Source organism: Methylobacterium sp. WL7, from assembly GCF_008040085.1.
Classification (GTDB): domain Bacteria; phylum Pseudomonadota; class Alphaproteobacteria; order Rhizobiales; family Beijerinckiaceae; genus Methylobacterium; species Methylobacterium mesophilicum.
In genome coordinates this window covers 1-23,398 of record NZ_VRVG01000027.1, presented here as the reverse complement: position 1 = coordinate 23,398, position 23,398 = coordinate 1, and the positions used below count along the sequence as shown (strand labels likewise).

The window sequence follows — 23,398 nt, the reverse complement described above, 5'->3', positions numbered from 1 at the left end:
GTGGCACAACAGCACCCCCGACATGGCTCTAGCGCATCATCTTTTTCCCAGAAGGCGGCGACCGCCTTTCGGGATGATGCCCTAGCGGTACGGCGCATCCATCGCGATGTTGCGCGCGATCTCGCGCTCCCAGCGATCGCCGTTCAGCAGGAGCTTCTGCTTGTCGTAGAGCAGTTCCTCGCGGGTCTCGACCGAGAACTCGAAGTTCGGCCCCTCCACGATGGCGTCCACCGGGCAGGCCTCCTGGCACATGCCGCAATAGATGCACTTCACCATGTCGATGTCGTAGCGGGTGGTGCGGCGGGTGCCGTCGTTGCGGCGCGGCCCGGCCTCGATGGTGATGGCCTGGGCCGGGCAGATCGCCTCGCAGAGCTTGCAGGCGATACAGCGCTCCTCGCCGTTGGGATAGCGGCGCAGCGCATGCTCTCCCCGGAACCGCGGGCCGCGATGGCCCATCTCGAAGGGATAGTTGATCGTCGCCTTCGGCTTGAAGAAGTAGCGCATGCCGAGGATCATCCCCGACACGAACTCCTTCAGCAGCAGGCTCTTTGCGACCTGATCGAGCTTCATGGCCCGGATCTCCGATTCGGCGGGTGGGCTCAGGCGCCCGGCGCGAGGCCGGTCAGCTTGAGCACGAAGGCGACGACGACGACCGAGACCAGCGAGATCGGCAGAAAAACCTTCCAGCCGAGGCGCATGAGCTGATCGTAGCGGTAGCGCGGCACGATGGACTTCACCATCGCGAACAGGAAGAACAGGAAGCTGGCCTTCAGGATGAACCAGATCACGCCCGGCACCCAGGTGAACGGCGCGAACGGGATCGGCGACAGCCAGCCGCCCAGGAACAGCACGGTGCCGAGCGCGCACATGCTCATGATGGCGACGTACTCGCCGAGCATGAACAGCAGATAGGGCGTCGAGGAGTATTCCACCATGTAGCCGGCCACCAGCTCCGACTCGGCCTCCGGCAGGTCGAAGGGGGGGCGGTTGGTCTCGGCCAGCGCCGAGATGAAGAACACCACGAACATCGGGAACAGCCACAGCCAGTACCAGCCGAACAGGCCGAGGCTGGTGTCCTGCGCCATCACGATGCGCGAGAGGTTCAGGGAGCCGGCGCAGAGCAGCACGCAGATGATCACGAAGCCCAGCGAGACCTCGTAGGAGATCATCTGCGCCGCCGACCGGAGCGCGCCCAGGAACGCGTATTTCGAGTTCGAGGCCCAGCCGCCCATGATGACGCCGTAGACGCCGAGCGACGAGATCGCGAAGATGTAGGTGATGCCGACGTCGATGTCGGCGATCGCCCAGCCGTCGGCCAGCGGGATCACCGCCCAGCTCGACAGGGCCAGCATCGCGAAGACCAGCGGCGCCAGCAGGTAGATCGCCTTGTTGGCGCCCGCCGGGATCACCGGCTCCTTCAGCACGAACTTGAGCAGGTCGGCGAAGGATTGCAGCAGCCCGAACGGGCCGACCACGTTGGGCCCGCGCCGGAGCTGCACCGCCGCCCAGATCTTGCGGTCGGCGAGCAGCGCGTAGGCGATGAAGACGAGCAGCGCCGAGAGCAGCACGAAGCTCTTCAGCACGATCAGGAGCACGGTCCCGAGGATTTCGAGCGAGGTCATCGTGAGATCCCTACTCCGCCGCCGCGAGCGGCCGCGCTTCGGCGGCACGCTCGCGGGCCAGGCGCGAGCACTCGGCAAGCACCCGCGAGGCGCGGGCGATCGGATTGGTGAGGTAGAAGTCGGTCACCGGCGAAGCGAAGGCGGGGCCGCCCGCGCCGCCGCCGAGGCCCGCCAGCCGGTCCACGGCCGCCGCGACGTCGCCGGCCTCCACGGTCCCGACCGCCGCGAAATGCGGGTGGGCGGCGTAGAGCGCCCGGCGGAGCGCGGTGAGCGAATCGAACGGCAGGCGCCGGCCCAGCACGTCCGACAGGGCGCGCAGGATCGCCCAATCCTCGCGGGCATCCCCCGGCGGGAAGCCGGCGCGGTTGCCCATCTGGACCCGCCCTTCCGTGTTGACCCAGGTCGCCGACTTCTCGGTGTAGGCCGCCCCCGGCAGGATCACGTCCGCCCGGGAGGCGCCGCGGTCGCCGTGGGTGCCCTGGTAGACCACGAAGGCGCCGGGGGCGACGTCGCGCTCGTCGGCACCGAGGTTGAACAGCACGTCGACGCCGCCGGAAGCCAGCATGGCCGAAAAATCGAGGCCGCCCTCTCCCGGCACGAAGCCGAGGTCGAGGGCGCCGACCCGGGCGGCGGCCGTGTGCAGGACGGCGAAGCCGTTCCACTCCGGCGTCACCGCGCCGATCTCCTTGGCGAGGGCTGCCGCCGCCGCCAGGATGCCCGGCTGGACGTTGGCGCCGACGATGACAAGCGGCGCTTTCGCTTCCTTGAGAGTGGCAAGAAAACTGTGCTCGCCGCGGGCGAGGCCCGCGAGCGACTCGGGGCCGGCGCCGATGTAGTGGCTGGGATAGGTCAGATCGACCGGCTCGCCGATCACCGCGACCGCGAGCGGCGCCATGCGCCAGCGCTTGCGGATCCGGACGTTGAGGAGGGAGGCCTCGGTGCGCGGGTTGGCGCCGACGATCAGGATCGCGTCCGCGGCCTCGATGCCCGGAATGGTCGGGTTGAACAGGTACGAGGCGCGCCCAAGCGCCGGATCGAGCCCGGTCTCCGCCTGGCGGCAATCGAGGTTCGGGGTGCCCAGCGCGCGCATCAGCTCGCGCAGGGCAAAGATCTCCTCCACGCCCGCGAGGTCGCCGACCACGGCGCCGATGCGCTTGGGATCGGTGGCCTTCACCTTGGCGGCGATGGCCTGGAACGCCTCGCCCCAGGAGGCGGGCCGCAGCCGGCCGTTCTCGCGCAGGTACGGGCGGTCGAGGCGCTGCATCCGCAGCCCGTCGACGTGGTAGCGGGTCTTGTCCGAGATCCACTCCTCGTTGATCTCTTCGCTGACCCGCGGCTCGATCTGCATCACCTCGCGGCCGCGGGTGTCGACGCGGATCGACGAGCCGACCGCATCCATCACGTCGACCGATTCGGTCTTGTTCAGCTCCCAGGGCCGGACGTTGTAGCTCTGCGGGCGGTGGACCAGGGCGCCCACCGGGCACAGGTCGGCGACGTTGCCCTGGAGCTCCGACGCCATGGATTGCTCGAGGTAGCTGGTGATCTCCATGTCCTCGCCGCGGCCGATGGCGCCGAGGTCGGGCACGCCCGCCACCTCCGCCAGGAAGCGCACGCAGCGGGTGCAGTGGATGCAGCGGTTCATCGCGGTCCGCACCAGCGGGCCGATATGCTTCTCCTCGACCGCGCGCTTGTTCTCCTGATAGCGGGTCGAATCGACCCCGTAGGCCATCGCCTGGTCCTGCAGGTCGCAATGGCCGCCCTGATCGCAGATCGGGCAATCGAGCGGGTGGTTGATCAGGAGGAACTCCATCACCCCTTCCCGGGCCTTCTTGGTCAGGCCGGAGCGGGTGAGGACCTCGGGCGGCTCGCCGTTCGGGCCGGGGCGGCAATCCTTCACCGCGTAGGCGCAGCTCGCCACCGGCTTGGGCGCGCCCTTCAGCTCGACCAGGCACATCCGGCAATTGCCGGCGATCGACAGGCGCTCGTGGAAGCAGAAGCGCGGGATCTCGGCCCCGGCGGCCTCGCAGGCCTGGAGCAGGGTGTATTCGGCCGGTACCTCGACCTCGGTGCCGTCGACGAGGATCTTTGTCATCGGTGCAATCTCAGTGCGGGGCGTCGGCGAGATCGAGGCGACGCTCGATCCTGTCGATCCGCCGGTGAACGCCGGCAAGGTTGACCTCGACCGCGGCCAGGCGGCCCTTCCACGCGCGGACATCGTCGCCCCGGCGATCGACCGCGTGGTCGATGCGCCGCGGATCGACGAGAATCGGGCTGTCCGGCTGACCCGTCATCGGCCTACTCGGCCGCCATCGGGATGGGATCGGAATGCGGGTTGGCCGTGTAGCGGTCGATCCGCTTCTCGATCTCGGGCCGGAAGTGCTTGATCAGGCCCTGGATCGGCCAGGCCGCCGCGTCGCCGAGCGCGCAGATCGTGTGACCCTCGATCTGCTTGGTGACCTCGAACAGCATGTCGATCTCGCGCTTCTGCGCGCGGCCCTCGGTCATGCGCTGCATCACGCGCCACATCCAGCCGGTGCCCTCGCGGCAGGGCGTGCACTGGCCGCACGACTCATGCTTGTAGAAGTACGAGATGCGGGTGATCGCCGCGACGATGTCGGTGGACCGGTCGAGCACGATCACCGCCGCGGTCCCCAGGCCGGAGCCGAGGTTGCGCAGGGTGTCGAAGTCCATCTTGGCGTCGATGATCTGGTCGGCCGGCACCAGCGGCACCGAGGAGCCGCCCGGAATCGAGCACAGCAGGTTGTCCCAGCCGCCGCGCATGCCGCCGCAATGCCGGTCCACCAACTCGCGGAAGGTGATGCCGAGCTCCGCCTCGACGTTGCACGGCTTGTTGACGTGCCCCGAGACGCAGAACAGCTTGGTGCCGGTGTTGTTCTTGCCGCCGAGGCCGGCGAACCACGCGCCGCCCCGGCGCAGGATCGTGCCGGCGACCGCGATCGACTCGACGTTGTTGACCGTCGTGGGGCAGCCGTAGAGGCCCATATTGGCCGGGAACGGCGGCTTGAGCCGCGGCATCCCCTTCTTGCCCTCGAGGCTCTCGATCAGCGCCGTCTCCTCGCCGCAGATATACGCGCCGGCGCCGTGGTGGACGTAGATGTCGAAGGGGAAGTCGTGCACGTTGGACTGGCCGACGAGACGGGCCTCGTAGGCCTCGTCCACGGCCTTCTGGAGCGCGTGCTTCTCGGCCACGTACTCGCCGCGGATGTAGATGTAGCAGGCATGCGCGCCCATGGCGAAGCAGGCCAGCATGCAGCCCTCGATCAGGAGGTGCGGATCGTGCCGCATGATCTCCCGGTCCTTGCAGGTGCCCGGCTCAGACTCGTCGGCGTTGACCACGAGGTAGTGCGGGCGCCCGTCGGACTTCTTGGGCATGAACGACCACTTGAGGCCGGTGGGGAAGCCCGCGCCGCCGCGACCGCGCAGGCCCGACGCCTTCATCTCCTCGATGATCCAGTCGCGGCCCTGCTCCAGGAGGAACTTGGTCCCGTCCCACGCGCCGCGCTGCTTGGCAGCCTCCAGACCCGGCGAATGCAGGCCGTAGAGGTTGGTGAAGATGCGATCCTGATCCGACAGCATGTTCTTTGTTCCTCAGCTGACCGGAGCGTCGACGATGTCGAGGCGGCGCTCGATGCGGCCGACGCGCATATCGAGTGCGCTGTACGCTTCGTAGAGGTTGTGCAGATCGCCCTGGACACCGTGGACGGGGGTCCGAAGCGCCCGGATCTCGCCACGCACCTCGCGCACACCCTCCTCGATATTGCCAAGGCGCGCCTGCATCGCCTTAAGCACCTCGTAGATCAGTTCGTTCGTGACCTCGGCCATCGCGGTCAGTTCCCGGTGGCCGACAGAATCTGAGCCTGCCCGACCCAGTTCTCCCGGTCGATGCGACCTGGGAACGCGAGGTAGGTGCCGACCCAGGTGATCTCGTCGCGGGTCCAGGCCGCGATCTGGTCGAAATGGTAGATGCCGAGCCCGTTCAGGCGCTGGCTGTTGCCCGGGCCGATGCCCTTGATCCGGGTCAGGTCGTCCGGCTGGCCGGCGCGGGCGGCATCGAGGCCGGGCGGACGGGTGCCGACCGCGTTCGCCTTCTGCTCAGGGGTGGCGTCCGTCGGCAGGGCCGCCAGGGCGTCCGAGACGCGCGCCTCCTCGGCTTCCGCCGCGACTTCGCCCTCGCTGGCGCCGGACGCCTCCGGCTGCGGCGGGACCGTGCCGCGATCCGGCACAGCCTGGCTCCCCTGGTCGCCCCCCGCCCGCTCGTCTTCGGAGGCCGCCTTGGCCGGCGCCTCGGGCACATCCGCGTCGCCCTCTCGGGGGGGGCCCCCCTTGGCCGTCGAGCGGCCGGTCTCGGCCGCGTCGGCCCGGTCGGATTCCTTGACCGGCGTCTCGCCGTTGGCCGCGCGCTGGGCCGGCGCGTCGGTGACGGGGCGCTCGGCGGCGCGTCCGGCGTCGGGCCGGGCGGGCTTGGGCTGGGACGCCGCCCGCTGCTCGCTCGATTTGGCCTCTTCGGCCTTCGCGGCCTGGTCCTCGCCGGACTTCGCAGTGTCCTCGAAGCGCTTGCGCCAGGCGCCGACCCGCGAGCCGTCGAACAGGGCCGGATCGGTGAGCGTGTCGGGGCCGCCGAGCGGCTCGGACGCCTGACGCTCGACCTGCGAGCCGACCTTGACCGGCCGGCCGGCGGCGAGGTCGTCCATCAGGGTGCCGAGCGATTCGGGCGTCAGGTCCTCGTAATAATCCTGGTTGATCTGGACCATCGGGGCGTTGCAGCAGGCGCCCAGGCACTCGACCTCGAGCCACGAGAAGGTGCCGTCGGGCGAGACGTGGCCGGCGGGGCCGAGGCGCGCCTCGAGCATCTCCTTCAGGCCCCGGGCGCCGCAGGAATCGCACGGCACCGTGCCGCAGACCTGGATCCAGAAGCGACCCACCGGCTCAAGGGCGAACATCGTGTAGAAGGTGGCCACCTCCAGCACGCGGATGTTGGGCATGCCAAGTTCGGCCGCCACCGCCTCGATGGCGGCCCGGGGCAGCCAGCCGCCGTTCTGCTCCTGCGCCTTCCAGAGCAGCGAGATCACCGCGGAGGCCTGGCGGCCTTCCGGGTACTTGGCGATCTGGGTCTTCGCCCAGGCTGCGTTCTCGGGGGAGAACGCGAAGCTCTCGGGCTGCTCAGAGGCCGGCGCGAGTCTGCGGTTTGCCATCCTGCTAACGCCTTACCGATCCACTTCGCCGAACACGATGTCGAGGGTGCCCAGCACGCACGACACGTCGGCCAGAAGGTGCCCCCGGCACATCCAATCCATCGCCTGAAGATGCGCGAAGCCCGGCGCGCGGATCTTGCAGCGGTACGGCTTGTTGGTCCCATCGGACACGAGATAGACGCCGAACTCGCCCTTGGGTGCTTCCACGGCGGCGTAGACCTCGCCTTCCGGTACGTGGAAACCCTCGGTGTAGAGCTTGAAGTGGTGGATGAGCGCTTCCATCGAGCGCTTCATCTCCCGGCGGGGCGGCGGCGCGAACTTGCCGTCGATCGCCGCGATCGGGCCCTGCCCGGCCGGCTCGCGCAGCTTGGCGCAGCACTGCTTCATGATCTTGGCCGATTCCCGCATCTCCTCCATGCGGATCACCTGCCGGTCATAGGTGTCGCCGTTCCGGCCGACCGGGATGTCGAAGTCCATCTCCTCGTAGCACTCGTAGGGCTGCGCCTTGCGTAGGTCCCACGGGATGCCCGAGCCGCGCAGCATGACGCCGGAGAAGCCCCACTCCATGCACTCGTCCACCGACACGATGCCGATGTCGACGTTGCGCTGCTTGAAGATGCGGTTGGCCATGACGAGGTCGTCGAGATCCTGGACGACCTGCAGGAACGGGTCGCAGAAGGCCTCGATGTCGTCGACCAGCTTGGGGGGCAGATCTTGGTGGACGCCGCCCGGCCGGAAGTAGTTGGCGTGGAGCCGGGCGCCCGAGGCACGCTCGTAGAAGATCATCAGCTTCTCGCGCTCCTCGAAGCCCCAGAGCGGGGGCGTGAGGGCGCCGACATCCATCGCCTGCGTGGTGACGTTGAGCAGGTGCGACAGGAGGCGGCCGATCTCGCAGAACAGCACGCGGATCAGCTGCGCGCGCCGGGGCACTTCAATGCCCGCGAGCTTCTCGATCGCCAGGCAGAAGGCATGCTCCTGATTCATCGGAGACACGTAGTCGAGCCGGTCGAAATAGGGCGTCGCCTGCAGGTAGGTCTTGTGTTCGATCAGCTTCTCGGTGCCGCGGTGCAGCAGGCCGATATGCGGATCGACCCGCTCGACCACCTCGCCGTCCAGCTCCAGCACCAGGCGCAGCACGCCGTGCGCCGCCGGGTGCTGCGGGCCGAAATTGATCGCGAAGTTGCGGATGTTGTGCTCGGTCATCGGGCGGTTCCGCTCCTCAGGCCGACTTCTTCTCGTCGCCCGGGAGCACGTAATCCGTGCCCTCCCAGGGCGAGAGGAAATCGAAGTTCCGGAATTCCTGCGTCAGCTGGACCGGCTCGTAGACGACCCGGGCCTCGTCCTGGTCGTACCGGACCTCGACGAAGCCGGTGAGCGGGAAGTCCTTGCGCAGGGGGTGCCCCTCGAACCCGTAATCGGTGAGCAGCCGGCGCAGGTCCGGATGCCCCGAGAACAGGATGCCGTAGAGGTCGTAGGTCTCGCGCTCGTACCAGTTGGCGGCCGGGAACACCTCGATAGCCGAGGGGACCGGGGTCACCTCGTCGGTCTGCACCTTCACCCGGATGCGCGCGTTGTGGCGCAGCGAGAGCAGGTGGTAGACCACGTCGAAGCGCTTCTCGCGCTGCGGGTAGTCCGCGCCGCAGATGTCGATGAAGCTCCGGAACGCGCAGGCCGGGTCGTCGCGCAGGTAGGTCAGCGCGTAGACGATGTCGGAGGCCTGGACCACCAGGGTCAGCTCGCCGAACGCGATGGCGTGGGACACCACCGCCGGGCCGAGCGCGCCGGTGACGCGCTCCGCCAGCGCCGTGAGGGCGGCTGCGCCGCTCTCCGGCTGCGTGTGCGACAGGATCGAGATGCCGTTGGTCATGGCCGCTCCTCAGCGCTCGATCGTGCCGGTGCGGCGGATCTTCTTCTGGAGAAGCAGAACGCCGTAGAGCAGCGCCTCTGCGGTGGGCGGGCAGCCGGGCACGTAGATGTCCACCGGGACCACCCGGTCGCAGCCGCGCACCACCGAATAGGAATAGTGGTAGTAGCCGCCGCCGTTGGCGCAGGAGCCCATCGAAATCACGTAGCGCGGCTCCGGCATCTGGTCGTAGACCTTGCGCAGGGCCGGAGCCATCTTGTTGGTCAAGGTGCCGGCGACGATCATCACGTCGGACTGGCGCGGCGAGCCGCGCGGCGCGAAGCCGAACCGCTCGCAATCGTAGCGCGGCATCGACATCTGCATCATCTCGACCGCGCAGCAGGCGAGCCCGAAGGTCATCCACATCAGCGAGCCGGTGCGGGCCCAGTTGATCAGCTCGTCCGTGGTGGTGAGCAGGAAGCCCCGGTCGGCCAGCTCGTCGCTGATCGACAGGAAGGTCGGATCGTCGGCGCCGATCGGCCGGCCGGTGTTGGGATCGATGATCCCCTTCGGCTGGGGCGCGACCGCGGGGGCGCGGGACAGGCTGTGGGTCGTGTCGGTGATCAGGGCCATCGGCGACTCGGAATGCGGTGCGGGCAGGCTGCTGTTGCGAATCAATCCCACTCGAGGGCGCCCTTGCGCCACTCGTAGACGAAACCGACCGTCAGCACGCCCAGGAAGACGATCATCGACCAGAAGCCGAACCAGCCAAGGTCTCCAAAGGTGATCGCCCACGGGAACAGGAACGCGACCTCGAGATCGAAGATGATGAACAGGATCGCCACGAGGTAGAACCGCACGTCGAACTTCATGCGGGCATCGTCGAAGGCATTGAAGCCGCACTCGTAGGCCGAGAGCTTCTCCGGATCCGGGCTCTTGAAGGCGACCAGGAACGGCACGACCAGCAGCGCGGTGGCGATGAACAGAGCAACGCCGATGAACACGATGAGCGGAAGATAGTCCGCCAACAATCCGGTCATGCCAGGGCCTCGCGAGAGCGTCTCGTATCGACGTGGGAAACCGCGGTGCGCCGCCGAACCGGATTCGCCCGTGGAATTGTTCTTATGCCAGGATGCGCGCGGCCGGAGGCTTAGTCGAGCCGCCGACCCGTGACAATGGCTTGTCGCGTCGCACAAAGTGCACGTCCTGCCTTGTGCAGAGATTGGGCGCGGGCGGCTCGCCTGCAACACGACGCAAGCGCGCAGCCCGTCCGGCCCACCGCCGAACAAAACCGTCACGGACACGCTTGACAGTCCCCGGCCTGGCCCATACACCCCGCCCCGTCGCCGGGCGAAACGCCCCCTTCGAAGCGACCACGCCGTGCGGGCGTAGCTCAGTTGGTTAGAGTGCCGGCCTGTCACGCCGGAGGTCGCGGGTTCGAGTCCCGTCGCCCGCGCCACTTCCACGATCCCCCATCCTCAGATCCGAACTGGGCCTCCGATCGTTTCGGGGGCGTTCTCACGTTTGCGCTGCGGTCGGGATCGGGATCGACCGGCGAATCGGCGCCGTCAAACGTGAGATGCCGGTGGCAAACGTGGCCGTCGAGCCGCCTCTCACGATGCGCGTCCGGGCAGCTCAGCTGACGGCCCGCGGCGGGGCATCGGCCTTCGCGAGTATCGGATCCATTGCGCACCTGCGACCACCGCGGATGCTCAGGGCGATTCCGGCCAGGATGAGGCTTCCGCCCGCCAGGATGTCGGAGTTCAGAGGCTCGCCGAGCGTCAGGTGCGTGCTCAGGATTCCGGCCACCGGCACCAGCAGCGCGAACGGCGTCACCACGGCCGCGGGATAGCGGGTCAGGAGCCGATTCCACAGGCCGAAGGCCAGCAGCGTCGTTGGATAGGCCTGGAAGCCGATCGACGCTACCGCCGTCCAGTCCGGATGTGTCAGGGTCGTGAGGGCAGCCGGCCCCTCGACGATCAGCGACAGGCCCAGCAGCGGCACCGTGGTGGCGAGGCTGCCCCACACCATCAGGGCAAGCATGTCGACCTGCCCGATCCGCTTCGCGGTCACGTTGGCGCAGGCCCAGGCCAACGCGGCCGCGACGACCAACAGGAGTGGCCCCACGGGCGCGCCGCCGGCTCGACCAAGGGCGATCATCGCCGTCCCCAGAAGTGCGACCACGCCTCCCAGCACTTGTAGCCGGCGCGGGCGTTCCCTGAGGACCAGCCAGGCCAGCGCGACCGTGAACGGCACCTGGACCTGGATCAGCAGCGACGAAAGACCGGCCGGCATACCCAGCCGGATCGCCGTGAACAGCAACCCGAACTGACCGATTCCCAAAGCCAGGCCGAAGACGACCACCAGGGCAGGCGGAGCCCGGGGCGGCCGAATCACCAGCACCGCCGGAACGGCCGCCAGGGCGAAGCGCAGGGTGCAGAGTAGGAGCGGAGGCGTCGTCTCGAGGCCGATCTTGATGGCAACGAAGTTGGCACCAAGGATCGTGACAACCAGGATGGCCGACAGCGTGTCGCGCGGCGTCATTCGAGTGTCCCCAGCCACCCCTCATTGAACTTTGCGCGCACCGACCCGACCAACCGCCGGCCCCGTGTTCCGCTCGGCATGCGTACGCCCTCAGGGCCGTGGGACAGCCGCAACCATCTCGATCTCCACGTGTGCCCCAAGCGGGAGCGCCGCAACGCCGATCGTCGTGCGCGCCGGGTAGGGGGCCGCGAAGTACTGGGCGTAGACGTGGTTCATCGCGGAGAAGTCGCCCATGTCAGTCAGAAATACGTTGCACTTCACCACGTCCCCGAAGCCAAGTCCCGCTGCTATCAGCACAGCTTCGAGGTTTCGAAAACACTGGTGAACCTGCTCTTTGAACCCGCCTTCGACCAAACGGCCGGTCGCACCGTCGATCGGAGTCTGGCCCGACAAATAGACGGTGTCGCAGGCGCGCACAGCGTGCGCATAGGGGCCGACGGCCGTTGCGCCGGGTGCAATCACTGCAACTCTGCTCACCTTATGGTCGCTCCTGAATGTGGTGGTCGAGTGGAGGCCCATTTCGTGCGGACCGTCGCAGCATCAACGCCGGCCCGCCCCCCGCGCCCGGCGGCGGTCGTCGCGCCGGCCGATCAGCAGATCGGTGGCATCGCGGGGGCCCGGGACGGCTGCGTCGGCGACGTCCTGCGGTGTCAGGCCGATATCCTTCAGCTCCCGCTCGGACAGGGTCGAGAGCCGGTGCAGGACGCGCCGGTTCATCGCCGCGCGGGACAGGCCCGCCCGCACCTCGGCGGCGGCCTCGGCGATCGCCCGGGCGGCGCGGGCGAGCCAGGAGGGATTGGCCGGGGCGTGGGCGGTCCGGGTGAGGCACTGGTCCATGATTCGATCCTCCGTCTGTCCGGAACCCGGCGATCTTGACCACAAGGGACTGGCGGCGACAGGAACAGTTCGGTACGGTTTCGAAGAATTGTCCGGTCGGAAAGGCAGTACGGATGCAGATCGCGAGCAAGCCGGCCGGAACGCGCGTGGAGACCGTGGCCGGCGAGATCCGGGAACGCATCGCGGCGCGCCATCTCGTGCCCGGGGTCCGGATCCCGTCGGTGCGGGCGTTCGCGGAATCCATGGGCGTGTCGAAATCGACCGTGGTGGAGGCCTATGACCGGCTGGCCGCCGAGGGCACCCTGGTGGCGCGGCCGGGCTCGGGCTTCTACGTCGCCGGCAAGACCCGGCCGCTCTCGCTCCAGGCGATGGGCCCCCGGCTCGACCGGATCGTGGACCCGCTCTGGATCACCCGCCAGGCCCAGCAGGCCGGCGCGGACCAGCTCAAGCCCGGGGCCGGCTGGCTGCCGGATTCGTGGATGCCGCACGAGGCGATCCGGCGCGGCCTGCGCCGGGTGGCCCGGGCCGATCTGGCCGAGATGACCAATTACGACCGCCCGCTCGGCTACGAGCCCCTGCGGATCCAGATCGCCCGCAAGATCGCCGAGAAGGGCGTCGGCGCCGAGCCGGACCAGATCGTGCTGGTCGAATCGGCCACGCAGGCGCTCGATCTCGTCTGCCGCTTCCTGCTCCAGCCGGGCGACACCGTGCTGGTGGACGATCCCTGCTACTTCAACTTCCTGGCGCTGTTGCGGGCGCACCGGGTCGCGGTGGTCGGCGTGCCGCTGACCCCGGAGGGGCCGGACCTGCGCACCCTCGGAGCGCTGCTCGAGCGGCATCGTCCGCGCTTCTATCTCACCAACGCGGCGCTCCAGAACCCGACCGGTGCGAGCCTCGCCCCGGCCATCGCGCACCGGCTGCTGAAGCTGTGCGAGGCGCACGACACCTTGATCGTCGAGGACGAGATTTTTGGCGATCTCGAACCGGAGCCGGCGCCGCGGCTCGCGGGGTTCGACGGGCTGGAGCGGGTGATCCAGATCGGCAGCTTCTCGAAGACGCTGTCGGCGGCGGCGCGCTGCGGCTGGATCGCGCTGCGGGCCGACTGGGTCGAGCCGCTGGTCGATCTCAAGCTGGCGCTGAGCCTCGGCAACGGCCACGTCACCGCGGCTCTGGTGCACAGCCTGATCACCGAGGGCTGCTATCGCCGGCACCTCGCCGAGACCAAGCGGCGGCTCGCCGGCGCCATGGTCCAGGCCTCGGCCGAGCTCGGCGCCTGCGGGCTGGAGCCGTGGGCGCAGCCTCGGGGCGGCTTCTTCCTGTGGATGCGCCTGCCGGACGGGCGCGACGGCGCCGAGGTGGCGCGCCGGGCGCTGGCGCAGGGCATGGTCCTGGCGCCGGGCACCGCCTTCAGCCTCTCCGACGACTGGAACGGCTACATGCGCTTCAACGTTGCCCACTGCATCGACCCGCGCATCCGGCCGATCCTGCGCGCGGCGCTGGGTTGATCGATTCGGGGCCATCCCGGCTATGCGAAGCGAAGCAATCTGGCGGCGCTCCACGTTTGGCCGTGATGCGGCATTTTGTGGGTCTGCGCCCGATAAGCTTGAGCTTAGGGTGACAGCTTTCGACCCAACCCAGACGCTTAGGCCGCCGTCATCGCTTCGCCGAAGCGGACGTTCGTCAGCCTTCCGGCAACTTCAGCTTGGGGTGGGAACCGGACCCTGACCCTTCGCCCTGAAGCGGACGTTCCGGCTCCGACCCAAATGCATCAGCCGGCGACGTCTGCGGACGCGACGCCCATCACCTCCCGGCGTGCGAGAGCCCAGTCGATCAGAGCCTCGATGGACGGCCCGAGCGCAACGCCCATCTCGCTGAGCGCATACTCAACCTTTGGCGGCACCTGGGGGTAGACCGTCCGGGTGACGATGCCGTCCTTCTCCAGCTCCTTGAGCTGCTGGATCAGCATCTTCTGGTTCACGCCCTCGATCCGCTTCTCCAGCTCCGAGAACCGTAGCGGCACCTTCGCGGCAAAGAGCTGGACGATGATGACGATCTTCCACTTACCCTCCAGCACCCGCAGGGTTTCGCTGGTCGCCGCCGCCCACACGAGCTGCTGCTTTGGGTCTTCGCAGAACCAATCGCGCCCCGAACCCATACTTACCTCCAGGTGGGCTACCCACCTTTTGGTAGGTTCTTGCTGATACCTCTACCTACCCATAGTTCCCGCTGCATCGCAACTGACGAGGTCAGGGAACACGGCATGAAGATCGGCATCGTCGGCATCGGACACATCGGCAAGTCCCTGGCCACGAAGCTCAGTGCGGCCGGACACGATGTGAAGGTGGCCAACTCACGCGGCCCTGAGACCATCGGGACCGACGTGCTGTCGTCGGGCGCCCGCGCCGTCACGGCACAGGATGCGGTCTCGAATGTCGACGTCGTCATCCTCTCCATCCCGCCGACCGGCATTCAGAAGATCGCCCCTTTGATCCGGGCGATACCCGAGATGAACGTCGTCATCGACACCTCGAACTATTACCCGATGCGCGATGGGACCATCGACGCCATCGAGGCCGGCCAGGTCGAGAGCCTGTGGGTCTCCGAGCAACTGGGCCGGCCCATCGTCAAGGCCTGGAACGCCATCGGTTCGGGCTCGCTGGCCGAGAAGGGCTCACCATCCGGTACGCCGGAACGCATCGCCATCCCCGTCGCGGCCGACCGCGAGGATGATCGTCGTGTGGGCATGCGTCTCGTGGAGGAGACCGGCTTTGACGCCTTCGACGCGGGGTCCCTGGCGGAGTCGTGGCGCCAACAACCCGGTGCGCCGGGCTACTGCACGGATCTGACGCGGGAGGAGATGCCGGGCGCACTCGCGGCAGCCGACAGGGCCCGCCTACCCAGGCGGCGCGACCTCGTGGTCGCGGTGGTCCAGGAGCGCGTCGGCGACAGCAAGACCAATCCGGATGCCGAGTTCGGCGTTCGCGTCGCGCGTGCGATCTGCCTCTGACATCTGACCAGCGCACTCAAGAGAAGGAAATGACCTATGACCCGCGTTGTACGCTTTCATGAATACGGCTCCGCAGACGTGCTGCGCATCGAGGACATCGAGGTTCCCGGGCCTGCCGCCGATGACGTGCAGATTGCGGTTCGAGCCATCGGCCTCAATCGGGCGGAGGTGATGTTCCGCAAGGGCGCTTACTTGCAGGAAGCGAACTTCCCCTCGCAGCTCGGCTACGAAGCCGCAGGAACGGTCAAAGCGACGGGCCGCGACGTGTCCGCTTTCGCCGAAGGCGACGCCGTCAGTGTCATCCCGACGCTCGACATGTCGCGTTGGCCCACCTACGGCGAGGTCATCAACATTCCCGCCCGCTACGTCGTGAAGCATCCGGCCGCCCTTTCGTTCGAGAAGGCAGCCGCATCTTGGATGCAGTATGTCACCGCCTGGGGTGCTCTGATCGATCAGGCGAAACTCACCGCTGGCGATTTCGTCATCGTGTCGGCTGCGTCGAGCAGCGTCGGCATCGCGGCGTTCCAGATCGCCCGCAGCGTCGGGGCGACGGTGATAGCGACCACCCGCACGAACACCAAGGCGCAGGCGCTGCTCGATGCCGGCGCACATCATGTGATCGCCACGGACGAGGGCGACTTGGCGGCGCGCGTGAAGGAGATCACCAGCGGTAAGGGAGCCCGCGTGGTGTTCGATCCGATCGGTGGTCCTGCTATCGCGCAATTTGCCGAAGTCATGGCCGTGGGCGGCATCCTCCTGGAGTATGGCGCCCTCAGCCCGGACGAAGGGCCATTCCCGCAGTTTGCCGTGCTCGGCAAGAGCCTGACCCTGAAGGGATACCTCTACACCGAGATCGTCAGCGATGATCAGGCGCTTGCCCGTGCGAAGGCCTTCATCATCGAGGGACTGGAAAGCGGCAAGCTCAATCCGCTGGTGTCGCGGACCTTCCCGTTCGACCAGATCCAGGAGGCGACCCAATTTCTTGAGTCCAACGAGCAGATCGGCAAGATCGTCCTCACGCTCGATTGACGACGACGATGCCGGGCTCTCCAGAGTTCGGCATCGCATCACCTGACGGCGATCGGCTGACGCAGCGTCTACTTGCGGGACAATCTGCCCAGCAGCGGACGTTCCCGACTTCTGCAACGGGTCGTGAGTGGCCCCCACGGCTATGTCCGCTCCACGCATCCGCGGTCCGGAAGCGGACGGGCAGGAAACCACCCTTCTCAGACATCACCAGGGCCAAACGGATCACGTCCAAACCCACAGTCAAGTCCCAACCGCGCGTTATAACGGTGAGAGGCGCAACGAACAGATTGCGGTCGGTCTCACGCCGGCAAGGTCAGCTCCGCCTTCAGCCCGCCGAGATCCGAGCGCCCGAGGGTGAGCCCGCCGCCGTAGAGCTCGGCGAGTTCGAGGGTGATCGGCAGCCCGAAGCCGTGGCCCGGCACGCCCTCGTCGAGGCGCCGTCCGCGGGCCATGACCGCCTCGGCGGCCTCGGCTTCGAGGCCGGCCCCGTCATCCTCCACGGCGACCCGGACGCCGCTCGCCTGCGGGAGTGCCGTCACCCGCACCCGGCTGCGGCACCAGCGGCAGGCGTTGTCCACGAGGTTGCCCAGCATCTCGTCGAGGTCCTGCCCCTCGCAGGGCACCGTGAGGTCGCCCGGCACCGCCAGCTCGATCGCCACGCCCTTCTCGGCGTAGAGGCGCACCAGGGCATCGCGCAGGTCCGAGACCCGGGGCGCCAGGGGCGTGCGCCCCCGGGCCGAGCCGGCGAGCGCCGCCGCCCGGGCCCGGCGCAGGTGGTGGCGGACCCGCCGGTCCATGTCGTCCACCTGCAGGCGCAGGGCGCCCCCGGGATCGCGGGCGGGCTCGGCCAGCGCCATCGACAGGGTCGCCAGCGGCGTCTTGAGGGCGTGGGCGAGATTGGCGACGTGGCCGCGGGCGCGCTCCAGGTTCTGGGCGTTCTGGTCGAGCAGCGCGTTGAGTTCGGCGACCAGCGGCTTGATCTCGGCGGGCTGCTCCTCCGGCACCCGCTCCCGGCGCCCGGTGCGCACGGCGGCGAGGTCGGCCCGCAGGCGTCGCAGCGGCGCCAGGCCGAGGCGCACCTGCAGGGCCAGCCCGGCGATCAGGCAGAGGCCGAGCACCCCGAGCGCCAGGGCCAGGCTGGTCAGCGCCTCGCGCAGGGGCCCGTACAGGGCCGCCCGGGGCGCCGCCGCGACGATCGTGGCGGGGGGCGTACCCGGCACGTCGAGGATGCGCAGGATCAGCCGCTCCCCCCGCGGCCCGGTGCCGTCCGCGGGATGCGGGCGGTCGGGCTCGTCGTCGGGGCCCGGCTCGGTGACGGTGATGTGGCCGCCCCGCAGGGAGCCCGAGCCGAAGGTCTCGCCCCCCCGGCGCACCTCCCAGGCCCAGCCGGGCCCGTCCCGGTCGAAGGGCGGCGCATCGCGATCCCGGGGCAGAAGGCCCGCCTCCAGGCCGGTCCGCAGCGCGACGATCTGGGCGTCGAGATGCCCTTCGATCTGCCCCCGGACGAAGCGGTGCAGGATCACCCCGATGGCGAGCCCGGCCACCACGAGTGCCGCCAGCACCAGCGCCAGGGCGACCACCAGCAGGCGGGTCCGCAGGGAGCGGTGCGGCGGCGGTCTCTTCTTCGGCGGCGGCATCAGGCCGGGGCCGCGTGCAGGCGGTAGCCGTGGCCCCGCACGCTCTCGATCCGCGCGGGGGCGATCTTCCGGCGCAGGCGGGTGATGATCACCTCCACGGAGTTCGAATCGACATCCGCATCGCCCTCGTAGACCCGCTCGATCAGGTGCGGACGTGGCACCACCGCGTCGCGGTTGAGCATCAGGCAGGACAGGACCCGCCATTCGAGGCCCGTGAGCTTGAGCGGCAGGCCCTCGTGCTCGAAGGCGCCGAGCCCCGTGTCGAAGCTGAGAGGGCCGCAGGCGATCCGGCTCGCCCCGCCGCCCTGCGACCGGCGCACCAGGGCGCGCAGGCGGATCACCAATTCCTCCACCCGGACCGGCTTGACCAGGTAATCGTCCGCCCCCGCCTTGAAGGCCGCGACCTTGTCGCTCCAGCCGTCCCGGGCGGTAAGGACCAGCACCGGCAGGGTCCGCCCGGCCGCCCGCCAGGCGCGCAGCACCGAGACCCCGTCGCCCTTGGGCAGGCCGAGGTCGAGCACCACCGCATCGTAGCCCTCGGTCTCGCCGAGATGCTGCGCGTCCTCGCCGGTGGCGGCCCGGTCGAGGACGAAGTTCTCCGCGCGCAGGACCTTGGTCAGTTCGGCAGCCAGGGCCGCGTCGTCCTCCACCAGCAGGATTTTCAAGAGTTTGGTCCCCCCAACCCAGGCTTCAGGGCCTTGATTCGACGCGCTCGCTGACGCCGAACCGGTCTCCGCGTTGGCGGCGAGCGCACTCGTGCCGGAAAGCGCGCTGCGACGGGAAGTTAGGGCTGCCTTCTCACGCTGCCCATCACTCTGGCCCCCGCATCGGCCGGCCGAGCCAAGTCCCTGATCGCCCGCGCGTCTCGGCCATAGGCGGGCGGATTTAACCGGGGCTGAACCGGGCGGTTCAGACCGGATTCGAGGGGGCGTCTTAGGAAGGAGCCACGGACCGATCGGGTCCCGAACCTTCTCAAGAGGACAACACGGATGAGCGACGACAACACCATCGACGGCACCGCCCGCGAGATCCGCGAGCCGGCCCCCGCCACGACAACCAAAAAAATCCCGGGGCGGACCTGGAAAATCCCGGGGCGGACCTGGGTGGTGGCCGCGATCGCCGCACCCCTGGCTTTGGGCGCCGCCGGCCTGTCCCTGGCGCAGGGCACCGCGTTCCAGCCGACGCCGGTGGATCCGGTGGCGATCCAGGCGCTGGCCCCGTCGAGCGCCACCGCCATCAAGGGCGAGGTCGCCGAGATCTACGGCAACAAGTTCGTGGTCCAGGACCCGACGGGCCGGGCGCTGGTCGAGACCGGCCCCGCCGGCGAGGGCGGCAACCTCGTCGCCAAGGGCGAGGCCGTGACCGTGCAGGGCCGGTTCGAGACCGGGTTCCTGCATGCCAGCGTGCTGACCCACGGCGACGGCCGCAAAGTGGTGATCGGGCCGGCCGGCGGACCTCCGCGGGGCAGCCTCGACTGGGCCAAGGACAAGCTCGGCCTCGGGCCGAACCCGGACGTGCCGGCGCTGACCGCCGCCGTCCAGGCCGCCGGCTACGGTGACGTGCGGGTGACCGGCCGCGGGCCGCGCCCCCGCGAGGTGGCGGCGAAAGACCGCGACGGGCGCGAGCACCAGCTCCATGTCGGCTTCAACGGCCAGGTCCGCGAGCGGCCGGTCCCGGGCGCCCGGCTCTGAGCCCTCGCTCGCCTGGATGCGCGTGCCGCCGGACCGATCGCCGGCCCGGCGGTCGGGGCACGATGCAACCGTTTCCCCCCTGCCGCGTCCTCCTGTCACCCAGCTGAACAGGAGGCACCCCTTGGAACCGATGAAGCCGATGGAACCCATGAAGCCCATGGAACCCATGAAGCCAATGAAGCCCATGGAACCGATGAAGGGCCTGGAGCCCTTCTGGCCGAAGGACCTGGGCGACCCCTCGACCAGCGGCTCCCAGAACGGCATGAAATACGCGTTCTTCCCGGACAAGCACCGGCTCCTGATCGAGCGCGACGGCCAAGTCTCGACCTACGATAGCGGCGACCACCGCATCGGCGGCGTCTCGCAGGCGGACGGCAGCACCCAGTCGCTGACCTTCTCCAGCCAGAACGGCGACGTGGATCTGGGCTCGCTCAAGAAGCTCGACTGACGGTCCAGGCTCCATAAGGCCCGGCACCCAACCCTTTGAAGTGTTGGCCCGAACAGCTCCGGTCAGCCTAGTTGGCCGGTCGTTACAGAGCCCGCTCCATCAACCGCTCGGTCATCCCGGGCTCCGCCGCGCGGCACCGGGATGACGGGGTTGGGTTCAGAACGGCCCGCGCAGGGAGGCAGCCTCGAGGGGCGAGCGGCACAGAATGCGGCTGCAACACCCCGGGAGGGCTGGGTTCGGGCCCTTCGGAAACAGGGCGTTTCGGGTTTGGGACGATGTCTGCGGGTGTTCGACCTGAGGTCGCGAGGCCCGACCGCCTTCCCCTCCGGCGCCGGGCCCTCTAAGCCCGGCCCGGCCATGCGAGCCTTCCCGCCGATCCGTCCCGAACCATGCGCGCGCTGATCGATCTCGTTCGCATCATGCGCGCGCGCGATCGGCGGCGGCTCGCCCTGATCGCGCTGGGCCTGGCCGTCGCGGCCCTGCTGGAGGTGGTCGGCGTCGCCTCGGTGATCCCGTTCCTGACCCTGGTCGGCGACCCCTCGGCGGCGACCCGCGTGCCGTACCTGGCCCAGGCCCGTGAAGTCCTGGGCCTTGCCGACGAGCGCAGCTTCCTGCTGGTCACCGGCGGGGCGGCATTGCTGGCGATCCTGACCACGGCGGTGGTCAATGCCGGGCTGACCTACGCGCAGCTCCGGTTCACGCATCTGGCCGGCTACGGCTTCAGCCGGCGGATGCTGTTCCGCTATCTCGACCGGGAGCGGCTGTTCTTCGCCCAGGCCAACAGCGCGGAACTCGCCAAGAACGTCCTGTCCGAGACCGACCGGCTGGTCGTCGGCGTGCTGACGCCGGCCACCGTGCTCGCCTCCCGGGCGACCTCGGCGCTCGCGGTGATCGCGTTCCTGGTGGCCTACGCGCCGCAGCTCGCCCTGATCCTCGGGGGCGGCTTCGGCGGCCTCTATGTCGGGATCTACCTGATCATGCGGGCGCGGCTCGCCCGGCTCGGCGGCCGCTCGGTGGCCGATAACGAGGCCCGGTTCCGGATCGTGCAGGAGACCTTCGGGGCGCTCACGGAACTCAAGCTCTACGGCCGGGCCGAGGCCTTCGCGGGCCGGTTCGACGCCCCGGCGCGGGCCTACGCGATCGCCACCGCGGAGAGCCTGCTCACCGGCCAGATGCCCCGCTTCGTGATCGAGGCCCTGGCCTTCGGCGGGGTGATCGTGGTGGTGCTGTTCGCCCTGGCCCAGGGGCTGGATGTGGCCGGGATCCTGCCGCTGCTGGGCCTGTTCGCCTTCGCGGGCTACCGGATGCTCCCGGCCTTCCAGAACATTTTTACATCCGTCTCCCTGATGCGCTTCTACAGCCCGGTGGTGCGGGTGATGGTCGACGCGCTGGCCGACGAGCGTGGCCCGGTCCCCCGCACCGCAGAGCGTCTTCCCTTCACGAAAGGCATCCGTCTGGAGGGGATCGGCTTCGATTACGGCACCGGCCGGCCGGCGCTGGTCGGCATCGACCTGACGATCCCGGTCAACACCACGATTGGGCTCGCCGGCCGCACCGGCTCGGGCAAGTCGACCCTGGCGGGCCTGCTGCTGGGGGTGCTCACCCCGGGCACGGGCCGGATCACCGTGGACGGGCGGGTGCTCGACGCCAGCGCCCTCCCCGCCTGGCAGAACCGGATCGGCTACGTCCCGCAGGACGTCTTCCTCGTGGACGGCACCGTGGCCGAGAACATCGCGCTCGGCCTCGACGCGCCGGATCTGCCCGCCGTCGAGCGCGCGGCCCGGCTCGCCGGCGCCCACGATTTCGTGGCCGCCCTGCCCCACGGCTACGGCGCGCGCGTCGGCGAGCGCGGGGCCCGGCTCTCCGGCGGCCAGCGCCAGCGCCTCGGCATCGCCCGGGCGCTCTACCACGACCCGGACGTGATCGTGTTCGACGAGGCGACCTCGGCGCTGGACGACGAGACGCAAGGGGCCGTGATGCGCGCCCTTCGGGCGCTCTCGGGCCGACGCACCCTGATCCTGATCGCCCACCGGCTCTCGACCCTGGAGGGGGCCGACGCGGTCCACGTGCTGGAGGCCGGCCGGCTCGTCGCCTCCGGGCCGCCGGAAACGATCCTCCCGGGGTTGGGGAATGTGGCGTGAGGCGGCGGCCTCCCCTTGCGTCCCGGCCCGCGTCCGTTACCTCGGCGGTTCGAGGATCGCCCGGGAGGCCCGCTTGAGCACGCGCATCGACCTGACCGCTCCGGACGGCACCACGGCCGTGCTCTCGACCCACGGGGCCGAGCCGGTATCCTGGCGGGTCGGCGGCACCGAGTACCTATGGAGCGGCGATCCGGTGCATTGGAACCGGCACGCCCCCTGGCTCTTCCCGGTGGTCGGCGCCTCGTCCGGCGGGCGGGTGCGGGTCGGGTCCGAGACCTACCCGATGGCCCAGCACGGCTTCGCCCGGGACCTGCCCTTCGTTGTGGTGGAGCGCAGCGCCGACGCGGTGCTTCTACGGCTGACCGACGGGCCGGAGACAAAGGCGCATTACCCGTTCGCCTTCCGGCTCGACATCGCGGCCTGGGTGCGGCCGGCCGGGCTCGACCTCACCGTCACCGTGGCCAATCCCGGCGACGTCCCCCTGCCCTACGCGCTCGGGTTCCACCCGGCCTTCCCGTGGCCCTTCGCGGGCGGTGCGCGGGCCCGGGACGGCGGCTACGCGGTGGAATTCGAGCGGGCCGAGCGCCCGTTCGCCCCGCAGGTCGGCCCCGGCGGGCTGCTGCTGCGCGACGAGCAGCCGATCCCCCTGGCCGGCGACACCCTGCCCCTCGACCCGGCGATCTTCACCGAGGCGTTCGTGTTCCGGAACGCGAAGAGCCGCCGGATGCGCTTCACCGGGCCCGGGACAGCGATCCGGATGGAGATGGAGGATTTCCCGCACCTCGCCGTCTGGACGAAGCCGACCGCGCCGTTCCTGTCGCTCGAATGCTGGACCGGCTACGCCGACTGGGCGGATTTCTCCGGTCCGCTTCAGGAGCGCGACGCGCAGCGCCTGCTGCCGCCGGGGGAGGAAGCGCGCCACGGCGTCCGCCTGACCCTGGAAGCCTAGCGGTTGCGCGTCTGGGTCGCCCGTCCCGAGCCGGGGGCCGCCCGCACCGGCGCGGCCCTGGCCGCGCGCGGGCACGCCGCCCTCGTCGCCCCTGTGCTGGCCATCGGGCCGACCGGCGCCGAACCGCCCGCCGGTGCGTTCGACGCGTTGCTGTTCACCAGCGCCCACGCGGTGCCGGCCCTCCGGGACACGCACCGCTTGCGCGGCCTGCCGGTCTTCGCGGTCGGGCCCCGGACCGCCGAGCGGGCGCGCGCGGCGGGGCTCGGGCCCGTGCGGGAGGGACCGGGCGACGCGGCCGGGCTCGCCGCCCTGGTAGCCGAGGGGCTGCCGGCCGGAGCGCGCCTGCTCCACGCCACCGGGACCGCACGCAAGCCCGAGCCCGAGGCGGCCCTGACGGCCGCCGGATTCACGATCGTGATCCTCGAGGCCTACACGGC

Annotated in this window: 25 protein-coding genes and 1 tRNA gene; 9 read left to right on the top strand and 17 right to left on the bottom strand. The window is 69.6% G+C overall.

The window, feature by feature from the left end; all coding sequences use genetic code 11:
* Nucleotides 1-81: 81 nt before the first annotated feature.
* From nuoI to FV233_RS09850, 11 genes are read right to left on the bottom strand one after another with little or no spacing between them, the layout of a single operon-like run.
* On the bottom strand, nucleotides 82-570 hold the full coding sequence (nuoI, locus tag FV233_RS09900; protein ID WP_007560744.1) for an NADH-quinone oxidoreductase subunit NuoI: 489 nt from the start codon (nucleotides 568-570) through the stop codon (nucleotides 82-84).
* A 29-nt stretch (nucleotides 571-599) separates the two neighbouring features.
* Nucleotides 600-1,622, bottom strand: a complete 1,023-nt coding sequence (nuoH, locus tag FV233_RS09895; protein ID WP_147897371.1) for an NADH-quinone oxidoreductase subunit NuoH — start codon at nucleotides 1,620-1,622, stop codon at nucleotides 600-602.
* A gap of 10 nt (nucleotides 1,623-1,632) precedes the next feature.
* Complete coding sequence (nuoG, locus tag FV233_RS09890; protein WP_147897370.1) at nucleotides 1,633-3,714, bottom strand: NADH-quinone oxidoreductase subunit NuoG; 2,082 nt, start codon at nucleotides 3,712-3,714, stop codon at nucleotides 1,633-1,635.
* 10 nt (nucleotides 3,715-3,724) lie between these two features.
* A complete protein-coding gene (locus tag FV233_RS09885; RefSeq protein ID WP_147897369.1) occupies nucleotides 3,725-3,913 on the bottom strand; it encodes a hypothetical protein in 189 nt (62 codons plus the stop codon).
* Nucleotides 3,914-3,917: 4 nt separating this feature from the next.
* Nucleotides 3,918-5,219 (bottom strand): NADH-quinone oxidoreductase subunit NuoF, encoded by a 1,302-nt coding sequence (gene nuoF, locus FV233_RS09880; RefSeq protein ID WP_147856627.1) that lies wholly within the window; start codon nucleotides 5,217-5,219, stop codon nucleotides 3,918-3,920.
* Nucleotides 5,220-5,231: 12 nt separating this feature from the next.
* Nucleotides 5,232-5,465, bottom strand: a complete 234-nt coding sequence (locus tag FV233_RS09875) for a hypothetical protein (protein ID WP_147897368.1) — start codon at nucleotides 5,463-5,465, stop codon at nucleotides 5,232-5,234.
* Nucleotides 5,466-5,470: 5 nt separating this feature from the next.
* Nucleotides 5,471-6,835, bottom strand: a complete 1,365-nt coding sequence (gene nuoE, locus FV233_RS09870; protein ID WP_147897367.1) for an NADH-quinone oxidoreductase subunit NuoE — start codon at nucleotides 6,833-6,835, stop codon at nucleotides 5,471-5,473.
* Nucleotides 6,836-6,847: 12 nt separating this feature from the next.
* Nucleotides 6,848-8,038: an NADH-quinone oxidoreductase subunit D gene (locus tag FV233_RS09865; protein WP_147897366.1), complete on the bottom strand. Its 1,191-nt coding sequence runs from the start codon at nucleotides 8,036-8,038 to the stop codon at nucleotides 6,848-6,850.
* Nucleotides 8,039-8,054: 16 nt separating this feature from the next.
* Nucleotides 8,055-8,702 (bottom strand): NADH-quinone oxidoreductase subunit C, encoded by a 648-nt coding sequence (locus FV233_RS09860; RefSeq protein ID WP_147855963.1) that lies wholly within the window; start codon nucleotides 8,700-8,702, stop codon nucleotides 8,055-8,057.
* A gap of 9 nt (nucleotides 8,703-8,711) precedes the next feature.
* Nucleotides 8,712-9,311, bottom strand: coding sequence for an NADH-quinone oxidoreductase subunit B (locus FV233_RS09855; protein WP_007560753.1), 600 nt, complete (start codon nucleotides 9,309-9,311; stop codon nucleotides 8,712-8,714).
* Between the two features lie 41 nt (nucleotides 9,312-9,352).
* Complete coding sequence (locus FV233_RS09850; protein ID WP_007560754.1) at nucleotides 9,353-9,718, bottom strand: NADH-quinone oxidoreductase subunit A; 366 nt, start codon at nucleotides 9,716-9,718, stop codon at nucleotides 9,353-9,355.
* 342 nt (nucleotides 9,719-10,060) lie between these two features.
* Here FV233_RS09850 and FV233_RS09845 point away from each other — a divergent pair.
* A tRNA-Asp gene (locus tag FV233_RS09845) sits at nucleotides 10,061-10,137 on the top strand.
* Nucleotides 10,138-10,313: 176 nt separating this feature from the next.
* On the opposite strand, the gene FV233_RS09840 is transcribed toward FV233_RS09845, so the two are convergent.
* The 3 genes from FV233_RS09840 to FV233_RS09830 all read right to left on the bottom strand — a co-directional run bounded on the left by FV233_RS09840 (nucleotide 10,314) and on the right by FV233_RS09830 (nucleotide 12,059).
* On the bottom strand, nucleotides 10,314-11,222 hold the full coding sequence (locus tag FV233_RS09840; protein WP_147855965.1) for an EamA family transporter: 909 nt from the start codon (nucleotides 11,220-11,222) through the stop codon (nucleotides 10,314-10,316).
* A gap of 90 nt (nucleotides 11,223-11,312) precedes the next feature.
* On the bottom strand, nucleotides 11,313-11,699 hold the full coding sequence (locus tag FV233_RS09835; RefSeq protein WP_246689946.1) for a Rid family detoxifying hydrolase: 387 nt from the start codon (nucleotides 11,697-11,699) through the stop codon (nucleotides 11,313-11,315).
* A 63-nt stretch (nucleotides 11,700-11,762) separates the two neighbouring features.
* On the bottom strand, nucleotides 11,763-12,059 hold the full coding sequence (locus tag FV233_RS09830) for a DUF1127 domain-containing protein (RefSeq protein ID WP_147897365.1): 297 nt from the start codon (nucleotides 12,057-12,059) through the stop codon (nucleotides 11,763-11,765).
* Between the two features lie 113 nt (nucleotides 12,060-12,172).
* Here FV233_RS09830 and FV233_RS09825 point away from each other — a divergent pair, with 113 nt between their 5' ends.
* Nucleotides 12,173-13,564, top strand: coding sequence for a PLP-dependent aminotransferase family protein (locus FV233_RS09825; RefSeq protein ID WP_147897364.1), 1,392 nt, complete (start codon nucleotides 12,173-12,175; stop codon nucleotides 13,562-13,564).
* 263 nt (nucleotides 13,565-13,827) lie between these two features.
* Here the strand turns inward: FV233_RS09825 and FV233_RS09820 are convergent, their stop codons facing one another.
* Complete coding sequence (locus tag FV233_RS09820) at nucleotides 13,828-14,214, bottom strand: helix-turn-helix domain-containing protein (protein WP_147856827.1); 387 nt, start codon at nucleotides 14,212-14,214, stop codon at nucleotides 13,828-13,830.
* A 105-nt stretch (nucleotides 14,215-14,319) separates the two neighbouring features.
* Between FV233_RS09820 and FV233_RS09815 the strand changes: the two genes are divergently transcribed.
* A complete protein-coding gene (locus tag FV233_RS09815; RefSeq protein ID WP_147856828.1) occupies nucleotides 14,320-15,066 on the top strand; it encodes an NAD(P)-binding domain-containing protein in 747 nt (248 codons plus the stop codon).
* Nucleotides 15,067-15,102: 36 nt separating this feature from the next.
* A complete protein-coding gene (locus FV233_RS09810) occupies nucleotides 15,103-16,095 on the top strand; it encodes a zinc-dependent alcohol dehydrogenase family protein (protein ID WP_147856829.1) in 993 nt (330 codons plus the stop codon).
* 299 nt (nucleotides 16,096-16,394) lie between these two features.
* Here FV233_RS09810 and FV233_RS09805 read toward each other — a convergent pair whose 3' ends face one another.
* On the bottom strand, nucleotides 16,395-17,732 hold the full coding sequence (locus tag FV233_RS09805) for a sensor histidine kinase (RefSeq protein WP_147897363.1): 1,338 nt from the start codon (nucleotides 17,730-17,732) through the stop codon (nucleotides 16,395-16,397).
* Nucleotides 17,732-18,397 (bottom strand): response regulator transcription factor, encoded by a 666-nt coding sequence (locus FV233_RS09800; RefSeq protein WP_147856422.1) that lies wholly within the window; start codon nucleotides 18,395-18,397, stop codon nucleotides 17,732-17,734. The genes FV233_RS09805 and FV233_RS09800 overlap by 1 nt, the downstream gene beginning before the upstream one ends.
* A 324-nt stretch (nucleotides 18,398-18,721) precedes the next feature.
* On the opposite strand from FV233_RS09800, the gene FV233_RS09795 reads away from it, so the two are divergent.
* From FV233_RS09795 to FV233_RS09775, 5 genes are all read left to right on the top strand, one after another.
* On the top strand, nucleotides 18,722-19,423 hold the full coding sequence (locus FV233_RS09795; protein WP_147897362.1) for a DNA-binding protein: 702 nt from the start codon (nucleotides 18,722-18,724) through the stop codon (nucleotides 19,421-19,423).
* Between the two features lie 166 nt (nucleotides 19,424-19,589).
* Entirely contained in the window at nucleotides 19,590-19,871 is a 282-nt protein-coding gene (locus FV233_RS09790) for a hypothetical protein (RefSeq protein WP_348642229.1), read from the top strand.
* A gap of 389 nt (nucleotides 19,872-20,260) precedes the next feature.
* Entirely contained in the window at nucleotides 20,261-22,012 is a 1,752-nt protein-coding gene (locus FV233_RS09785) for an ABC transporter ATP-binding protein (RefSeq protein WP_147897361.1), read from the top strand.
* Between the two features lie 73 nt (nucleotides 22,013-22,085).
* Nucleotides 22,086-22,961, top strand: coding sequence for an aldose 1-epimerase family protein (locus FV233_RS09780; RefSeq protein ID WP_147897360.1), 876 nt, complete (start codon nucleotides 22,086-22,088; stop codon nucleotides 22,959-22,961).
* A gap of 3 nt (nucleotides 22,962-22,964) precedes the next feature.
* On the top strand, nucleotides 22,965-23,398 hold a 434-nt coding region (locus tag FV233_RS09775), incomplete at its 3' end, for a uroporphyrinogen-III synthase (RefSeq protein WP_187278083.1).